This window comes from Acinetobacter sp. ANC_7512 (genome assembly GCF_056779935.1).
Genome location: NZ_JBWYIX010000001.1, coordinates 481,295 through 500,251 on the forward strand (window position 1 = coordinate 481,295; position 18,957 = coordinate 500,251).

Consider the following 18,957-nt stretch of genomic DNA (forward strand, 5'->3'; position numbering starts at 1 on the left):
TAAATAAAAAAGCCTTCATCTGAAGGCTTTTTTTTGGACAAATTTTTAGCTATCTAGAACGCTTTTACTTTAGTTTGAACAACGAAGCGGTAAAACAGCAAGCTTAATAGCGTCAATATCGCGCATAATATATATGCAATCGAATACTGATAATGTGTGATCACAATACCTAAAATAAAAGAACCTAATGCGATGCCAATATCGTAAAAGGTGTAAAAAGTTGAACTCGCATGTCCAACACGTTCACGTGCTACAGCTTGAATGGCTTGCGTTTGGAGACATGGCTGAGCAGACCCAAAGCCTATACCAATAAAGACAGCAGATATCAATAATCCGGCAGCAGAATGAATTTGGCTTAGAATGAATAGCCCAATGCTAAAGCTCACAATCGCTGGATAGACAACGTAGGCAGGACCCTTAGAGTCATATAACTTTCCTGTGAAGGGTCTTAGAAGCATCATGGAAATTGCAAAAACAGCAAAGAATAAGCTCGCATAGGTCAATAAATTTTTTGATTCAGCATATGTCGAGATAAAAGACATGATACTTGCATAAGAAAATGAGATGAGCATCGCCATCATCGCAACAGGTAAAGCTTTAATCTCAACAAAATCATGAACACTAATTTTTGTTTTGCGCTTAACAGTTTGAAATTGTGTCTGGATCGGAATCAAAAAGCAGAACAAATAACCAATAAAAACAATTGCAGCTAAAAGTGTAGCCACTGGAATATATCCCCATGGTTGAATGAGAATCAAGCCCAACATGGGTCCTAGTACAATGGCAAGATTGACTGACATGACAAAATAGCCCATGCCTTCACCTTTACGCTGATTTGGAATGAAGTCATTGACGATTGGTATCATGGCAGTGGTCAAAATACTGAACCAAATTCCTTGTAGTAACCGAATGACCAGTAATAGGGTTAGATTATCAGCAAAGATATAAGCGAAAGAGAGCAGTACAAAAAATGACTCAGAGATATAAAGTGCTTTTTTAAGCCCAATCTTCTCGATAATGAGACCGGTAAACGGTCGTATTGCGATCGATGAAGCTAGAAACAAAGTCAGTGCAAGCCCAGCTTGGGTAATATTACCATTTAAATCATTAAGAATATAAATTGGCAATATCGTTGTCTGAGCAAAATAGAAGATGAAAATAAATAAGTTATTAATTAGACACAGAATAAAAGATTTATTCCATAGATGCTCAGCATGTATAGAAGACATAGACAACCTTGAAATATTGAACCATTAAAAGCTTCAATCTGTGCCAAATAAAATTATTTTTGGTTTTGGTCAGCAATGAAGTAGGGAGAGAAGTTGAATTAATTATAATCAAATTACATGAAAATTACAGCAAAAAGTGAGCCATTCATCCGAAAATGTATAAATAAAAAACCAGTCCGTAGACTGGTCATAAATATCACAAACCTGATTCATAATCTGTATTTGAGAGAAGTTGTTCTACATCTGCCAAATTAGATGGTTTAATTTTGTAGATCCAGCCTTTGCCATAGGGATCATCATTTACAAAATCTGGATCATCTTCTAGATTTTCATTAATTTCTACAACTACACCACTTACAGGAGCATGAATATCAGAAGCTGTTTTCACAGACTCAACTACACCCGCTTGTTCACCAGCAGTCAATTCACGACCTACTTCAGGTGCTTCTACATAGACAAGATCACCCAATGCATCTTGTGCGTGATCTGAGATCCCAGTAACAACGAGATCACCTTCAATACGTACCCATTCGTGTGTGCGAGCATATTTAAGCTCTGAAGGATGATTCATCACGACTCCTCAATTCGATTTGAAAAATTTTCTTGTGTTATACAGTGTTTTATTTAAAAACGAAAGTTCTATAAATATGGATCTTTACGCCAACTGCTTGGACTTCGACCACTCCAACGTTTAAATGCACGACTGAAATTCGCAACATCTGAATAACCGAGTTCATCTGCGATTTGTTCGAGTGAATAGTCAGTACGTGACAGTAGGGAGGTTGCATGACGATATCGAACTTCATCCACTAAGGTTGAAAAAGAGGTTCCTTCTGCAGCCAACTGACGTTTCAGTGTACGATCAGACATATGCAGGCGATCTGCCACATTTTCAATACTTAAATAGTGTTGTTCAGAATGTGTCAAAATATCGCGAACACGCATTGAAATTCGACGGCGTTCGCCCAGCTCTGATAGTTCTGCTTCGCACTGATTAATTGCAATTTGACTGGCAATCGGATCTGCGTTAACCATCTTCAGGCCTAAATAACTTTTATCGAAACTGGCAAGAAAATGAGTCTGGTCAAAATGAATAATCGTTTTGGGATGTAGACGACTGATGTATTTGTCAAAGCCTTCAGGTTTCGGGAAGTCAAAATTAATTTCGCCATACAAATCATTAATGCCTGTCAGTGCTTTTGCCATTGTAATGACACCAAAAGTCAAAGCCATGACAATTTCAGTTCTCAGCGGTTCAAGATCAATATCACATTGTAACTGCAAAGAAACTTGTTCTGTAAATGTCGAGAAATGAAATTGCAGAAAAGGCATACGCAGTTGTATAAAGCGATTGGCTAAAATAAGTGCATCAGTAATCTCATTCGAGGTCATAATGGCATAGCCAATAAAACCATGGATAGAAATCCGCATTTGGTTACCAAGATGATAACCAAGAGAACTTTCACCTGTCATTTTGCGCGCGAGAATAATCATCTCATTCGCTACATGTAGTGGAATTCTAAATTCAGGATCGGCAAGTTGCTCGTTGGTGAATCCAAAGGGAGCGAATAGCGACTCAGCACTATAACCCCAACGAGAAACAACATCTAAAAGTAAGAGTCCGTAAACACCTGGAATGCCTAAATCTGGGCGAACTGAAACTGTTTTCATGTGCGATCCATTGCTTTACACAATTTTTTTCATAATTTTTGGTGAAAATAATACTGACATAAATTCCAGATAGAAAATACCAATTTTGTCGGACAAATCTAGTGTGAAACCGATGTTTAAGCCTTAAAAACGACAATTTTTGTGGTTGAAATCAACAAAACATCACCATGCTGATTTTTTGTTTGTGTGACATAACTCACAATTCCGCGATCTAGCTTTGTTTTAGAAGGATTGATAGCAACAATTTCAACTTCTACATGCAAACGATCACCAGCACGAGCTGGTTTTGGCCATCTTAAGCTTGACTCTGAACCGATAAGCCCCTTGGCAATTGGAAAACATTCAGTCCAAAGACGCATGGTAATGGCTGACGTTTGCCAACCACTGGCTGCGATACCTTGAAAAATAGGATGATCTTTCGCAGCCTCTTCATCAGTATGAAAGACTTGAGGGTCGTATTTTTGTGCAAATTCTTTAATTTCTTCGAGTGTTAACTCATATTCACGACTTTTAAACTGATCACCCACTTTTAAATCATCAAGATAAAGCATCTTCGTCTAATTCCTTGTCTTTCACTTTTTGTTCAACTAAAAATCCACCCGTTTGGCGTTGCCAAAGTTGGGCATAAATTCCATTCTGTTGGATCAGCTCATCGTGAGATCCTTGTTCTACGATATTTCCTTGATCCAAAACAATTAATCGATCCATTTGAGCAATTGTTGAAAGGCGGTGTGCAATTGCAATTACCGTTTTACCTTCCATCAAGTCATCAAGGCTTGCCTGAATCGCAGCCTCCACTTCTGAATCGAGTGCGCTGGTTGCTTCATCTAAAATCAAAATTGGAGCATCTTTTAGGAATACCCGTGCAATTGCTATACGCTGTCTTTGCCCACCAGATAATTTTACACCACGTTCACCCACATAAGCGTCATATCCTGTCTGACCACGTAGATCTGTAAGCTGAGGGATAAACTCTTCTGCTCGAGCTTTACGGACAGCTTCATACATTTCTTCATCAGTCGCTTCAGGTCGACCATATTTAATATTCTCAGCAACACTTCGATGCAGCAAAGAAGTATCCTGCGTCACGAGAGCAATGTTTTTTCTTAAACTATCTTGGGTGACTTCATCAATCGCTTGGCCATCGATATAAATTTTACCTTGTTGGGTTTGATAAAAATGAAGTAGTAGTTGGATCAGTGTCGATTTTCCAGCACCAGACCGACCGACAATTCCAATTTTTTCACCCGGTTTAATTTCTAAATTCAAGTGATTAATAACATTTTTTTGATTATATGCAAAGCTCACATTATCAAATTTAATTGCACCAGAGTGTACCTCGAGTGGCAGTGCAGCTTCTTTGTCTTGAATTGCTATTGGTTTGGCTAGCGTGGTCATCCCATCTTGGATGGTACCAATATTTTCAAATAAGGCTGAAGTTTGCCACATCATAAAAGAAGCCATACTATTCAGCTTTAAAATCATGGCTGTCGTTGCGGCGATCACACCGATGTTTGCTTCACCAATAAACCAAAGCCAAACTGCTGTACCTAAAACGCCAAAGAATAAAATTGCGGTCAGTAGATTAATGCTAATTTCATAAGCAGTTCCCAGACGCATCTGGGTATACACCGTCTTCATAAAAAGTTGCATAGACTCTTTGGCATATTGGCTTTCACGACCAGCATGTGCAAACAATTTTACTGTTTGTATATTTGTATAAGCATCAGTCACACGACCAGTCATCACCGCGCGTGCATCAGCCTGCTTTTTTGAAATTTTTCCAAGTCGCGGGATAAAGAAGGATGCCGCGCCAATGAATAAAATCAACCATGCCATCAGGGGAATAAGGAGAAGAGGGGAGACGTTTCCTAAAACCACACTGATGGTAATAAAATAAATCACCACATAAGTAACGATATCCCCCAAAATTACCCAAAATTCACGAACAGCAAGTGAGGTTTGCATGACTTTAGCTGACAATCGACCTGCAAAATCATTGTGAAAAAAGTCTAAACCTTGAAGAAGTAATAAGTTGTGAAAACGCCAACGCAAGCGCATTGGAAAGCTACTGAATAAAATCTGATGCCTTATGATTGATTGCAAACTTGCAAAGAAAATATTAGCAAGTAGAAAACCAGACAAAATCATCAGATTTGTTTGGTTATTTTCGAGAAAATTTTGAGGCGTCGATGCGGACAACCAATCAACTAAATGACCAATTTGAGAGAAGAAAATAGCTTCAAATGAAGCTGTTGCTGCAGTAAATAACACCAACACCAAGAGATAGCGCTTAACTCCTGATGCTGCTTGCCAAACAAATGGAAAAAATTTCTTCGGCAAGGGCTGATTTAAATCTTTGGATGGATATGGATCAACGAGTCTTTCAAACCACTGCAGCATACGACTAATCTTAATTCATCTAATCAAAACTCAGTTTACTGTGTCTTGAGGAATCTTGAAATCATTCCCAGAAGGAATCTGGAATATTTTTAATCCAAACTCAGGAAGAATCGCCAAAAGATGATCAAAAATATCGGATTGGATCGCCTCATAAGCCACCCAAGCTGTCGTATTTGTAAAAGCATAAATTTCTATAGGCAAACCTTCACCTGTCGGTTGTAATTGACGAACGATTAAGGACTGATTTTGTGCAATACCTGGATGATTTTTTAAATAGTATTCAATATATGCGCGGAATGTTCCTAAATTGGTTAAACGACGTTGGTTATTGACCCCATTATTTGCATATTGCTGATTAAAGTTTTTTAACTCAGTTTGTTTCTCATCCAGATATTTTTCTAAAATCAGAAATTCTTTAAGTTTGCTGTATTCCATTGCAGATAAGAAGTGAACACTATTTTGATCGATATAGAGTGCACGTTTAATACGACGAACACCTTGCTCTTGCATACCTCTCCAGTTCTTAAAAGTATCTGTCACCAAACGATTGGTCGGAATAGTGGTATAGGTCTTATCAAAGTTTTGTACGGTCACCGTATGTAATGACATATCAATGACATCGCCATCCGCATTTAAGGTTGGCATTTCAATCCAATCACCAATTCGAACCATGTCATATGAAGAGATTTGAACTGAAGCCACTAGAGATAGAATTGTATTTTGGAAAACCAGCATGAGCACTGCTGCCATTGCCCCGAAACCTGCCAATAGCGTGAAAACATCTTTTTTTAGAAATGTTCCTAAGACCATCAGAGCACAAACAACAAAAATAATCAGTTTAACTAACTGTAAATAACCCTTAATTGGCTTATTATGGGATTTAGGATTACGTTGATAAATAATATTAAAGATGGTGAGAAGCTGACTAATTGCCAAGGCAATGGTCAAGAAAATGAAGGCTTGTGCAAACATCTGAATCAATGTAATGACTTTTTCAGACAGGTGTGGAACCGTCACAATTCCATTCATAATAACCAATGCTGGGACAATGTTTGCAATTCTTCGAATAACGCTATGTTCCGCTAAGACATCACTATAACTAAAACGTAGTTTGCTAATAATTTTGCGAATACCACGGACGACCACTTGTTTAGCAATAAAATTTGCGATAAATGCAATGAGAATAAGAATGCTCAGAGAGGTCAACATCTCTAACCAAGGAAATTGATCTGACCATTCTTGGATTTGAGTTACAAAATTTAATCTGTCCAACTTGATCACCTCTAAATGAATTGGTATTAGCTTAATGGTTTAAGTTATTAAATTTATTAGAGTTAACGTTTATCAAACAGAATAGATTAAATTAATTACTTGAAATAAATTTTATGAACTTCTATTTTAAATAAAATTAATGTGAATTAAGTCACACTATAAAATTTCCTAGATTATCGTCATTACATTTTTAAATTATAAAGCTTATCTTGAAACCAGATTTTTTTCATTCTCAATCTCACTGTATTCTTAACCTACACGAAAGGTCCTGAAAGAAGCATTATTGAGCTTGTTCATTTTCAGCATTTTGAAAATGAAAAAATAATATGAGAAAATCAATCCATTATTTTTTTTAAGCTCTCCAAAACAACATCGATTGAAAAAAATCGAATCAGAGAATAAAAGACGAGCGCAGAAAATTGATAGAGTCTTCTCGTGATGGTTGGACGCAGCAATATGACCTAAAGCATCTTAATCATGAATTTATACTTGCTGCACCGCAATCTGAATCACATATAAAGCGTTAAAAAAGCCTAATAAATTAGGCTTTAGAGAGATTTACCACATTAAATCATCTGGAATAACATAAGCTGCATATGGATCTTCCTCATCCGTAATAGCCTCATTTTTCTCAGCATTATTCACAATAATAAATCCTTCGACTTTTTCATTAATCCGCTCAGATAACGCTCTTGGTAGAACTGCATAGCTAGCTTGATCTTTGGCGATGACTAATGTGCCTGCCACGAGCGCATTGTAAACTTGTTGATTAATATAAATTTTCTTAATTTTATTTTGATCAACGAACTGGTAGCTGATTTCACCATCAACATCTTTGATTTTATGTTGACCAATCATTTGCACTACTGCTGCACGTAATGCTTTTTCATCTTGCTGGCGTTTGATTTCAAGATTAAGATTCTGATCTTTTTCTAGTTTTTGCTTTAAATCTTGTTCAATTTTAGCTTTAATCTCAGCTTCATTGCTTTGACCCGTGCGTTGCTCATGCACAGCTTGTTTAGAAAGTTTTTTAGCCTTTTTTTGATCGACTAAACCAGCTTTGAGCAATTGTGCTTGCAAGGCATTTTTTACCATGAGTAATACCAACTACGATTTTTGAAAATAACAATGACGGAAATATAAAATCCAATAGATCAGGGTCAGTAAAAAACTTAAACCTGCAGGAATTAAAAACGCTTTTAATTGTAAATAAGGATAGCTGAATGCCGCAACAGTACTGCCAATAATAAAACCAAATAAAATCACTAAATGCAAAATAACTTTTCTGGATTCCGTTGTCAGACCTCTTACAAAATATCCAAATGCTAAACCAAGATCGGTTAAGACACCAGAAAGGTGAGTCGTGCGTATAATCGCACCTTTATAATGACTTACCATGGCATTTTGTACACCCATCGCACAACATGCCCATAGCAGTGCATAACGAGGATAATAGGGAATAAATACCCAACAGAGCAGAATAAAAAGAGTCACTAAACTCAATGGTAGACCATATCTGCGCCCGAGTTTAAATTGACTATTCCCCAATATCAGACCGCTAAAACTAGAGCCTAAAACATAACTCAGGATAATAAGAATAAGAAAAATTACAGCTTTGAAATCATGGTCAATAAGACCGATGGCAAGCAAACTTGCATTGCCTGTCATGTGTGAAACTGACTGATGTAATAAAGAAATGAGACCCAAAACGTTGATCATGCCTGCATTTACTGCAAGCATGAAAGCCCCAAATTGTACCCAGTTTGGAAGGAATTGAAATGGCATATCTTTCATTCTAAAAGTTTATGCCATGAATATATTATTTTGAAGGAGCGCGATCAACCGCAGCAGTAAACAATACATCTGTAGATGAGTTGAGTGCTGTTTCAGTTGAATCTTGTAGAACACTGATCACCATACCGATGGCTACAACTTGCATAGCCACATCTGGTGAAATATTGAATAAGCCACAAGCGACAGGAATCAATAACAGTGAACCACCCGCTACACCTGAAGCCCCGCAAGCAGAAACAGTAGCCACAACAGAAAGAACAAGCATAGTGGTAAAATCAACGGAAATACCAAGTGTATTCACCGCTGCTAACGTTAATACGGTAATCGTTACTGATGCGCCCGCCATATTAATTGCAGCACCCAACGGGATTGCTACACTCGCTGTCGATTCATTCACGCCCAAACGCTTGGCAAGATCCAAGTTCACCGGAATATTTGCTGCTGAACTACGGGTGAAAAATGCGGTGATCCCACTTTCACGTAGACATTGAATAACCAATGGATAAGGATTTGAACGCGTAACAAATGCCACCATAATTGGGTTAATTACAAGTGCAACAAAGAACATAGTCCCTAATAGAACAGACAATAATTGTGCATAACTTGCTAAGGTTTTAAGACCTGCATCTGCAAAAGTCACTGCAACAAGTCCAAAAATACCCAAAGGTGCAAAACTGATGACAAGACGAATCACGTGATTCACGGCATTCGCAGCATCCGTCAGACACTGTTTTGTGGTGTCTGTGGCATGACGAAATGCTATACCCAATGCAACAGCCCAACCCAAAATCCCAATAAAGTTTGCTTCACTTAATGCAACGATAGGATTCGCAACAAAACTGAGTAATAAATTTTTAAGAATTTCAGTCAAGCTGCCAGGTGGTTGTAAATCAGCTTGCGCAGCGACATCTAAGAAAAGAGTGCTTGGAAATAAATTACTCACAATGACAGCAGTTAACGCAGATAAAAACATACCTACGGCATACATCATCATAATGGGTTTGATTTTCGCACTGCTGCTATCACCAACTTGAAAGTTTGCAATCGAAGAAAGGACCAAAACAAAAACAAGAATTGGTGCAACAGATTTAAGGGCTTTAATAAATAAATCACCCAGCAAGCTTAATTGTGGTGCAACTTGAGGAAAAAATATAGCCACCAAAACGCCAAGAATAATGGCGATAATGATTTTGGTGACTAAACTCAAACGTGCTAGAGCAGTGAACATAACTGAACCTAATAATGCCGAGTCTGGCTTAAAATCGGATAAATAAGTGGGGTATTCTATACTTAAAAATGATTGTAAATATAAAACTTATTCATAATAAAAATTAAGTGAATCAAATCACTGGATTTTTTTTGATAATTCTTACTTAAGAATATCAAATTCTTATGCAAAAGATGATTTATTTTCGCTGAAATGCGGGTCTAATTCATATACTGCTTGGAAATGAGTGAGGTATATTTTACCTGTCAGATGTTGTATCCAATTGGTTGAATTTAAGCGATCCATAACAGGACCTTTAACTTCGCTTAAGTGTAGTTGAATATTGAGTTTAGATAACTCAGAATTCATTTCTTCAAGAGTCTCTAAAGCTGAATAGTCAATATTACTAATACTGGAACAGTTAATGACAACATGTTGAAGCTCATCATGTTGGCTAACCTCTGAAATAATAAATTCCTTCAGGGTGTTTGCATTGAGAAAACTCAAATTTTCATCAATTCTCACCGAAACGAGCCTTTTACTGGTAATGACTTGGTGCCTTGAAATATTTCTAAAATGCTGCGTGCCTTCAACGAGACCAATCACTGCAATATGTGGACGGCTAATTCTCCATAACAGCAACACGAATGTTGAAATAATACCCACCATTAAGCCTGTCGTAATATCTACACACAGCACTCCTAAAAATGTGAGTGCCATTGCTAAACCATCTGCTTTAGAATATTTCCAAGCCGTTATAAAAGGTTTAATTTCAACAAGTTTCCATATCGACACAATGATTGTTGCAGCCAATACTCCTAAAGGTAAATATTCAAATAGGCTTGTAAAATATAGACTGACCACAATAATAAGTAGGGAGGATAAAACGCCAGCCATAGGTGTTTTAGCACCAGCATCAGCATTGACCACTGTACGTGATAAGCTACCAGTGACAGGAAATGCGCCACTGATTCCAGCGCCAAAATTTGCAACACCGAGTGCAACAAGCTCTTGATTACTGTTCAAATTGCTACGTGATTGAAAAGCCGTAGCTTGCGCGATCGAAATAGATTCAACGAAACTCACCATAGCGATCATTGCTGCACCAGGAAGCAGTATTTTCACCATGTCCCATGTCCAGTACGGCATTTGAATAGGGGGTAATCCACTTGGAATTTCACCTACTGTCTTAATTCCATAGGCAGTTAAATTAAAGGATTGAACCAGTAAGATTGAAAATAGCACTAAGCATAACGGTAATGCTTTTTGTACAAATTGCATTAATTTTTGATGATTTGAAAATGCTGAAATTTTAAGTAATTGAGGTAAATAAATGAGCGCTAAAATTGAAGCTAAACCCAAAGATAAGCTGGCCAAATCATATAAAGAAATGTATTGAGCCAAACTTGCAAAAAATTCGATTAAATTGCTGGATTGCAATGGAATATTAAGAATAAATTTTATTTGACCTAACGCAATTAAGACGGCAGAAGCAATGATAAAACTCTTAATCACAGGATGGCTTATGAGACGAATCAAAAAACCAAATCTAAACAGTCCCAATAAAAATGAAATTATGCCAACCATTACTGCTAGCAAATAGGCAGCTTGGATATAGACTGGTGAACCCACTTCATATAATGGCTGTAGCGTGGCAAAAGTCATCATGGAGATTAATGCAACTGGACCAATTGAAAGGGTAGTACTCCCTCCAATCAATGCATAAGCAATCATAGGGATAATACTGGCATATAACCCCATAATTGGAGGTAAGCCTGCAATCATGGCATATGCCATGCCTTGTGGTACAAGCATTGCAAGTACGATCACAGATGCAAGAAAATCAGATTTAAAATCTTGAGTATTGTATTTTTTTAACCATTTCCAAGCTGGGATGATTCGTTCCACAGAATGCTTCGTTAAATCCATACAAATCTCTAAATCACATTTATGTATATATTATGCATAAAAAGTGATAAACAAGCACTGAGTATTGTTGATAAGGATCATCAAGAATTTGATTAATGATCCTTAGTGTATGAATTTAATCGTATATTTTTTTAAAAGGTTGTATCTGTTCAAGCTGATAAGCGAGATCTATCAGTAAACGTTCTTGTCCCAAATCAGCAGAAAGCTGAATACCTATCGGTCTTGAATCTAATTTGGTCATACCCATTGGTAATGATATCGCAGGCGCTCCAGCGATATTTTGAATAGGTGTGAATGCCACATAATTCCTTAAACGCTCAAATAAAACATCAAATTCGAGTTGAGGTGAAAGATATCCAATTTGAGGCGAAACATGCGCTAAAACTGGCGAAAGGATGACATCATATTGTTGGAAGATTTGTTGATAGATGCGCTGGATTTGCTTTAAACGGTATAAAAATAAAGGGGTTTTATAGAAATTTTTCTTGTACAAGTTTGCAAGCCCAACTGTTAGATGATCTAACTCATTCACGTTAAAATCTTTGCCAAGTAGCGGTTTTCCAAACTGTTGAATCATAAATGATAAAAAACCCCAATAGTGGCTGAAATCATCTACAAACGAATCTGAAATAGGAAGTGAAAATTCTTCAATATGATGACCTAAATTCCTGAGTAATTGAGCAGTAGACTCAACAGTTTGACGCGTCTCAGCATCAGTATTGGTTTGCAATGAATCATAAACAAGACCAATCCGTAAAGGTTTGCTGGATGGATGCTGGATTAAGCCAATTTCGGTTAATTTTTTTGGCTTATATTGTTTTTCCATTTCAGCAAAGAAAAACGCGGTATCACGCACAGAACGTGTTAAAACACCATCTGAAACAAGGTCAATTGGTAAATACCGCGAACCTTCATTTGGATGCCAACGACCACGTGTCGGCTTTAAACCGACTAAACCGCAATTTGCTGCAGGAATTCGTATCGAACCACCACCATCATTTGCATGTGCAATTGGTACTACGCCTGATGCAACGAGTGCCGCAGCTCCACCTGAAGAAGCTCCACACGAATAATCAGTATGCCAAGGATTGCGTGTGTAATCCCCAGACTTAAATTCTGTTGAAGCATTTAATCCAAATTCAGGCATTTTGGATTTACCCAGTGCAATTAAGCCTGTATCTAACATTTGTTGAGTAATTTTAGAATTTTTGATCTTTTCCTTGGATTTGAACGATGTTGATCCTTGTTGCGTAGGAAAACCAATAAGATCCAGATTATCCTTAATAAATGTAGGGATTGCAGAAAAAATCTGATTCGGTTTAAAAGTAGGCGATTTAAGTATTTGGTCAAAGTTTTCGAATTCAATTGCATTTAGCAGAGGATTTACGAATTTTGCGCGTTCAATCGTAGCTCTTAAAACTTCATCAATTGAGATGTCTTTAGATTGAATTCTGTTTGAGAGCTCAATTGCATCACTTGTACCTAATATATCATCCGTGAAAGCATGAATTTTTTTTTGATTATCCATAATCGATTTTCTTTAAAAATGACTAAGCATATGTATACACATGAAATATTGATTTGTCGATTGACCAGAGATTGATTCGCCACAATTTCGCATAATGTATATTATGTTAAATATAATATCTGGAACAACAACCCTTAACATTGGTTTATATAATTTGTGATGGCTAAGAATTCAGTATCAAGGAATCTTAGATAAAACTCGTCATTGAGAAAAAAAATTTTGATGAAATAATCAGATGTAATACATGCACTGATCAAATATTACTTGAAGAATCTAAAACCCAAACAAGCTGTAAAATTTAGGAGGATTAACAGCCCTTTTATTCTTTAATTTAAGACGAGAGTCCACCATTAGATAACATGGACTCTTTCTACCTATTTTTTAATAGGTCCTTTTTTCTTTCTAATGGCTTTGGCTAGTTTATATATATCAGCTTTAGAGTGATATAACTCACTCAATAAATGGCTCATAAGCGTCAAAGACATCATCTTGTGATATTTCAGAATTAGCATGACTTCCCGCATTACCAAGCCATTTAATGGCATATAGAGCATTTTCAAGCTCGCCTAAAACAGCATTTTTATCCTTTGCTTTAGCAATTCTAGAATCTAAAGTTAGCCTATTATTTTTCCCATTTTTTCTAGAATATCTAGGAACACCATATTCCGTTAGAAGATTTTCTATGGCAGCTCTAACTTTGTTAGCTGCTGAACCAGGTGATTGAAGTGTTAACGAAAAAGCTTTAATTAATAATGAATTAACACTATCAGGACATTTTTCTGGAATATTGAAAAAATGTCCTGTAGGGATAAATATTTTAGCAAGATAAAACGAACAGTATTGTTGTTCCATTTCACCATGTTCATTAGGTTTTAGTTCCCAATCGACAGATCTAATACCAGAACATATGACTGACTCAGCACAATCTGAATTATTACAAACAAGTACGGTAGTAAAAACTGAAGTAAGCTATTCTGGCTCCCAGTAGTCATCATCTGCTTGCATTTTTTTTGACAATGCAGTGTATTCTGCAAGAAACTTATCGTTAATTAATTTCAAACTTAGATTCGCGCAACTAGGACAAGGAAAAGTGACGTTATCTGTCCGTTTAAAGTATCTTTTATAAAGCTGTCTATTCATCTTAATTTAATTTAACAAGTCATTCTGAAGTCGCATAACTTCATTTTATTTTAAATACAATGTCTTAAACAGCACACCAATACTACCTATCGTCTTGTTACATTGCATAAAACAACGAATGATTAGAATTCAAATTTGGAAAAATTAAATAAACTACACAATTTGTCATTATTGATGGACCATTGAGTATATACAGCAACGTTCTCAATTTTTGTCTAGCTCAGGTTATAATGCTCATCTTACACAATTCAGTTAATCTATTATGAACACCTCCAATGATCCTTTACATGGCAAAAAACTTGCTTACATTTTAGATGAGTTATTGGATTACTACGGAGGTTTTGAAGGATTAAGTCGTAAAATTGAAATTCGTTGTTTTTGCATCGACCCGAGTGTTAAATCATCTTTACGATTTTTACGGACTACACCATGGGCACGTGAAAAAGTAGAAAGCTTATATTTGTATGTTCTCCGTCAAAAAGCTAAACAGAAATTCTAGTCAACAAAAAACTCAAGCTATGTTTAATCTTTTAGACCCAATCGTAAAATAGGCTGAATGAGTATCTATCGTTTTTGTTGACATCGTGTAGTTATGGGTGGAAGCCCCACTCTCCTACTACATAGGACAACGATCAATCATCTAAATCCAGTCTTATCAAGTCTAGAGCTAAAAGCTATAATATGTTTTTAAAAAGTTTTAGATTATATGCTCGAACTCATTCACTCATATCCTCAAGCCAAATTGGTGAATACTTTCCAAGCATTAGCGAATGAATTTTTTGAAGACCCTATCAATGCTTTATGTTGGTATAGGCATTTAGACTTCAATTTCGAAGAAATCGTTAGAAAACTTACACTAATAGAAGATATTACTGAAATTACCATCGCTCAATTAGAGCAACTCAAACTTTCAGACTCTGCAAGCAAAGCGAGAGACATTATTATTAATGATGTAACGTTGCTCACCGAATTGGGCGCATCGCCGTCTTTAAACTTAATTAAGCAATATCAGCGTGATGAAGAATTGGATTTTATCAGCACTGATGTATATTCTTTTCATGTAGATCGATCGCCATTAGCAACGGATACATATTTGTGTACCTATTACGGGGTGGCTAGCGATATTATTTCCAATGAACAGGTTGAACAAAAAATTCTAATCCCAGAAATCCGTCAAAAAATTAAATCATTGTTTGATGTCGAAGACCATGAGTTTGACGATTTTCTTGAAGAGACCTATATGGATCTTCACTATCAACCTAAAAATGGTGCAACACCTTTAAATTTAGGAATTGGTCATCTCTGGCGTTTGGCTGTAGATCATCCTGATCAGAAAGCACTTCCTTGTGTTCACCGTGCTCCAAAAGAAAATGCAGGAGAACTCAGATTACTCTTAATTTGTTAAGGAATTCCTTGCTCAATTTAGGCAAGTAATTCTTTTTCAGCTTCAAATGGATTAAAGAAATTACACCAAACGATTGGTCCTAAACTCATCTCCGAATCAGTAAGTAAACATTGATCAAAATTTTGGATTAATTGCTCTTTATCCATCTCTTGACCAATTAAAACAATTTCCTGTCTGGCATCACCCGTTTCTGGATGCCAACTCGATTCAATTTCCTGAATAGATTGCGTATCTTGTGGCCATTCCTCTTGTGGTACCGAAGCCCACCAATATCCTGCTTGACTATGCCGAGCCATACCTCCAGCTTGTGACCAAGACATAGCCATTGTTGGTTCCGCAGCAAGCCAAAAAAATCCTTTTGAGCGTATAACACCTTTCCATTCTGAATGGATAAAATTGTAAAAACGTTGTGGGTGAAAGGGTCTTCTTGCTCTATATACGAAACTTTCGATTCCATATTCTTCAGTTTCAGGCTTATGCTCTCCTCTCAACTCTTTTAACCAACCAGGTGCTTGTGAGGCTTCATCAAAATTAAAAAGCTGTGTGTTGAGTATTTTATCGAGTTCAACCTGACCAAATGTAGATGACTCAATTTTTGCTCTAGGGTTAAGCTTTTTGAGAATCGCATAAAGCTGGGACTTCTGATGCTCATCGATTAAATCAGTTTTGTTTAGAATAATAACATCACAAAATTCGATTTGATCTATCAGTAAATCCACAACAGTACGTTGGTCAAATTCTCCAAGTGATTCGCCACGATCATGAAGAAGATCATATGAACGATAATCACGTAAAAAATTGAATGCATCGACTACGGTCACCATGGTATCTAAACGAGCGTACTCATTTAGAGATACGCCGTCTTCATCTTCAAACGTAAATGTTTCGGCTACAGGTAGAGGCTCTGATATTCCGGTAGATTCAATGACGAGTTGATCAAATTTTTTCTCTTCCGCTAATCGTCTTACTTCTACTAATAAATCTTCTCTCAAAGTACAGCAAATACATCCATTACTCATTTCAACGAGTTTTTCTTCCGTTCGTGATAATTCCGCCCCACCTTCTCTGACTAAAGCCGCATCAATATTGACTTCTGACATATCGTTCACAATTACTGCGACACGTTTTCCTTCTCTATTATTTAAAATATGATTTAAAAGTGTGGTTTTTCCTGCACCAAGAAATCCAGATAGCACAGTGACAGGTAATTTATACGGTTGTGAAGAATCAATATTCATGGTGAGTTACTCGTTTTCATGTTCAACCACATCATTTGATCGCTTATTGCAATCAATGAATGATCTTGATTTTTGAAATAACCTAAATCATAATTGTTATGTTATAACATTTCAATATATTTATTAATTAGTTAAACTTTAATAAAATTTATTTATAGTGTTTCTAAGTTGTATTCATCACTATAGAATCATAAGTAAAACTAAAGAATCTGTGACTTAATTTTTATAATCATATGAGCATATAACAATGAATTTGACCGATCTCATTATTCGTACCACTTTAAGTACTTCTGTGTTACTTGGAGTTTCAAATGCGTATGCCGTGGTTGCAGGCGGAATGGTTTCGACTGACTACCATTGGAACAATATTCCTGCTAATGGCTTTGCAACACTCGAAAATCAAATCATCATTACCAATGAGCCAGGAAATGATGGTAATACATTTTGGGCCAATCAATTTTCAATCAAGCATGGTGATGGTGGCTATGTTGGATTGCAACAACGAAGCAATGATCAGAAATATTTAAATTTCTCAATCTGGAAAGCGACATCTTGGAAAACAGGATACCCTGCGTATTGCAGACAATTCGATCACGAAGGTGATGGCGTTCAATGTGATTTACCTTATGAATGGAAGGAAGGCACGAAATATAATTTTAAGATTGTGAAAAATAATGACAGTACAGTCTCAGCCTTTGTTAAAAACATGATTACTGGTAAACAAGTTGAAATTGCAAAAATCAATGTGCCGCAGACCTGGGGTGGTTTTGATAGTTTAGTTACATTTACCGAAAATTTCAGACAGCATCAACAACCCAACGGTATTTATGGCTATAACAGTTGTAATGATGTTCATACATCTGTTTCAGCGACCTATCCTGCAATAGCAAACTCTTTAATTAAGTCTAAATCACAAACGACTAAAACTTATGGAAATTGTGTACAAGTGGCATCAGCGCATTGCACGGATGATTCTACTTGCATTTCTACTGTGAATAATGCCAATTACACCCAGCAAAAACCTTTCATTTTGAAAAATGGTGCACGAGGTTTTTGTGCAGATAGCTTGAATGGTGGTCAACAAATGGGATTGTATTCATGTGATCCCAACAACGGTAATCAACGTCTGAGTACGGATCACACCCATCGCTTATATTTAACTCATCGGGATGCGTGTTTGATGGGCGATGTTAAAGATAATTTCGTTAAAGTTGCGCCGTGCAATAATGATAGTAGTCAACGATGGATGTATAGTCGCCACACAAGCCAATATATCAACTTAAAAACAGGTCTATGCCTTGATGCCGCTGATGGTGCAAATAGTATGGCACGCCTACAAATGATTGGATGTCAAAGCAATAATTCATATCAAACCTGGAAAATTACACGTTAACTTATTAAATTCAGAGCTTTAGCATTTAAAGCTCTGAATTTTAATGCTGAAATTTTAATTTTTTTGCTTTCTTTGAGTGACTCGTACTAATTTTAGTACAATTTGATATCTAAATTAGAGATTTTACTCATAGATAAGCCAGCTCACTCAGGTTAAAAGCATTCTTAATACCGGCTCAAAAAGCGAAATAAGTTCAATGATTTTAGGGAGATATTTATCTAAGGTATATTTTTAATATTGATGACAGCAATAAAATAAAAACAATTAAAACTATTCTTCATAAATCTTTGCTATTTTTCCGATAGCGCCTTTAAGGATGAGAAAAAAATTCTTCAAAATATTAAAACTTAATAAATGAGATTAGACGTTTGTTGTTTACTCTGAAGATAGAATTCAAAAGCCCTTTTTTAATATTGGAGAGAATCAAATTCTAACCTTATGTTTAATATGAACATTCATAGTCCTATTTTTCAATGCATTGCCCTTCACTAGTTATAAGTTATAAGTTATAAGTTATAAGTTATGAGTATCTAGTTGATTTATGAATTTGGCTGAAATGATTGAGTACTTGAGTATAGTCATCTATGTAACCTCAAAAAACCTTAGTGAACTTTTTTCACAACAACTATTTCTAAATAGATTCTTGAAAAATTTTGCGTAAAATTTTACTCTCCTCGTGACATTCATGACCTTATTTTGGTCAATCCTCACTTCTATTACTCATTAAATAAATACTAAGTTGATAAGT

16 protein-coding genes are annotated in these 18,957 nt (G+C 36.2%); 3 read left to right on the forward strand and 13 right to left on the reverse strand.

What is annotated here, in order from left to right; genetic code table 11:
* Window positions 1–53: 53 nt before the first annotated feature.
* From AC1M9H_RS02430 to AC1M9H_RS02485, 12 genes are all read right to left on the reverse strand, one after another.
* Window positions 54–1,229, reverse strand: coding sequence for an MFS transporter (locus tag AC1M9H_RS02430; RefSeq protein ID WP_481597092.1), 1,176 nt, complete (start codon window positions 1,227–1,229; stop codon window positions 54–56).
* 196 nt (window positions 1,230–1,425) lie between these two features.
* Window positions 1,426–1,800, reverse strand: a complete 375-nt coding sequence (gene gcvH, locus AC1M9H_RS02435; RefSeq protein ID WP_035267502.1) for a glycine cleavage system protein GcvH — start codon at window positions 1,798–1,800, stop codon at window positions 1,426–1,428.
* 68 nt (window positions 1,801–1,868) lie between these two features.
* Window positions 1,869–2,900, reverse strand: a complete 1,032-nt coding sequence (locus AC1M9H_RS02440) for an AraC family transcriptional regulator (RefSeq protein WP_179997980.1) — start codon at window positions 2,898–2,900, stop codon at window positions 1,869–1,871.
* Window positions 2,901–3,016: 116 nt separating this feature from the next.
* On the reverse strand, window positions 3,017–3,451 hold the full coding sequence (locus AC1M9H_RS02445) for a MaoC family dehydratase (protein WP_035267505.1): 435 nt from the start codon (window positions 3,449–3,451) through the stop codon (window positions 3,017–3,019).
* The gene (locus tag AC1M9H_RS02450; RefSeq protein WP_481595268.1) at window positions 3,438–5,303 is read right to left on the reverse strand and encodes an ABC transporter ATP-binding protein; all 1,866 of its coding nucleotides are present in this window, start codon (window positions 5,301–5,303) and stop codon (window positions 3,438–3,440) included. Before AC1M9H_RS02450 ends, AC1M9H_RS02445 begins: the two co-directional genes overlap by 14 nt.
* A gap of 30 nt (window positions 5,304–5,333) precedes the next feature.
* A complete protein-coding gene (locus tag AC1M9H_RS02455) occupies window positions 5,334–6,575 on the reverse strand; it encodes a mechanosensitive ion channel family protein (protein WP_481597094.1) in 1,242 nt (413 codons plus the stop codon).
* A 558-nt stretch (window positions 6,576–7,133) separates the two neighbouring features.
* Window positions 7,134–7,670: a DUF2058 domain-containing protein gene (locus AC1M9H_RS02460; RefSeq protein ID WP_481612679.1), complete on the reverse strand. Its 537-nt coding sequence runs from the start codon at window positions 7,668–7,670 to the stop codon at window positions 7,134–7,136.
* 12 nt (window positions 7,671–7,682) lie between these two features.
* Window positions 7,683–8,360 (reverse strand): YoaK family protein, encoded by a 678-nt coding sequence (locus tag AC1M9H_RS02465; protein WP_481612680.1) that lies wholly within the window; start codon window positions 8,358–8,360, stop codon window positions 7,683–7,685.
* 34 nt (window positions 8,361–8,394) lie between these two features.
* Window positions 8,395–9,597: a serine/threonine transporter SstT gene (gene sstT / locus AC1M9H_RS02470; RefSeq protein WP_481612681.1), complete on the reverse strand. Its 1,203-nt coding sequence runs from the start codon at window positions 9,595–9,597 to the stop codon at window positions 8,395–8,397.
* Between the two features lie 162 nt (window positions 9,598–9,759).
* Window positions 9,760–11,505 carry a SulP family inorganic anion transporter gene (locus tag AC1M9H_RS02475; RefSeq protein ID WP_481612682.1) on the reverse strand — a complete coding sequence of 582 codons (1,746 nt, stop codon included), beginning with the start codon at window positions 11,503–11,505 and terminating at the stop codon, window positions 9,760–9,762.
* Window positions 11,506–11,620: 115 nt separating this feature from the next.
* On the reverse strand, window positions 11,621–13,033 hold the full coding sequence (locus tag AC1M9H_RS02480) for an amidase (RefSeq protein ID WP_481612683.1): 1,413 nt from the start codon (window positions 13,031–13,033) through the stop codon (window positions 11,621–11,623).
* 450 nt (window positions 13,034–13,483) lie between these two features.
* Window positions 13,484–13,885: a DUF4145 domain-containing protein gene (locus AC1M9H_RS02485; protein WP_481612684.1), complete on the reverse strand. Its 402-nt coding sequence runs from the start codon at window positions 13,883–13,885 to the stop codon at window positions 13,484–13,486.
* 550 nt (window positions 13,886–14,435) lie between these two features.
* Here AC1M9H_RS02485 and AC1M9H_RS02490 point away from each other — a divergent pair.
* Both AC1M9H_RS02490 and AC1M9H_RS02495 read left to right on the forward strand, forming a co-directional pair.
* Entirely contained in the window at window positions 14,436–14,672 is a 237-nt protein-coding gene (locus AC1M9H_RS02490) for a VF530 family protein (RefSeq protein ID WP_481612685.1), read from the forward strand.
* Window positions 14,673–14,879: 207 nt separating this feature from the next.
* On the forward strand, window positions 14,880–15,578 hold the full coding sequence (locus tag AC1M9H_RS02495) for a DUF1826 domain-containing protein (RefSeq protein ID WP_481612686.1): 699 nt from the start codon (window positions 14,880–14,882) through the stop codon (window positions 15,576–15,578).
* Between the two features lie 17 nt (window positions 15,579–15,595).
* Here AC1M9H_RS02495 and zigA read toward each other — a convergent pair whose 3' ends face one another.
* Window positions 15,596–16,816 (reverse strand): zinc metallochaperone GTPase ZigA, encoded by a 1,221-nt coding sequence (zigA, locus tag AC1M9H_RS02500; protein WP_481612687.1) that lies wholly within the window; start codon window positions 16,814–16,816, stop codon window positions 15,596–15,598.
* 247 nt (window positions 16,817–17,063) lie between these two features.
* On the opposite strand from zigA, the gene AC1M9H_RS02505 reads away from it, so the two are divergent.
* Window positions 17,064–18,209, forward strand: a complete 1,146-nt coding sequence (locus tag AC1M9H_RS02505; protein ID WP_481612688.1) for an RICIN domain-containing protein — start codon at window positions 17,064–17,066, stop codon at window positions 18,207–18,209.
* The last annotated feature ends 748 nt before the right edge of the window (window positions 18,210–18,957 follow it).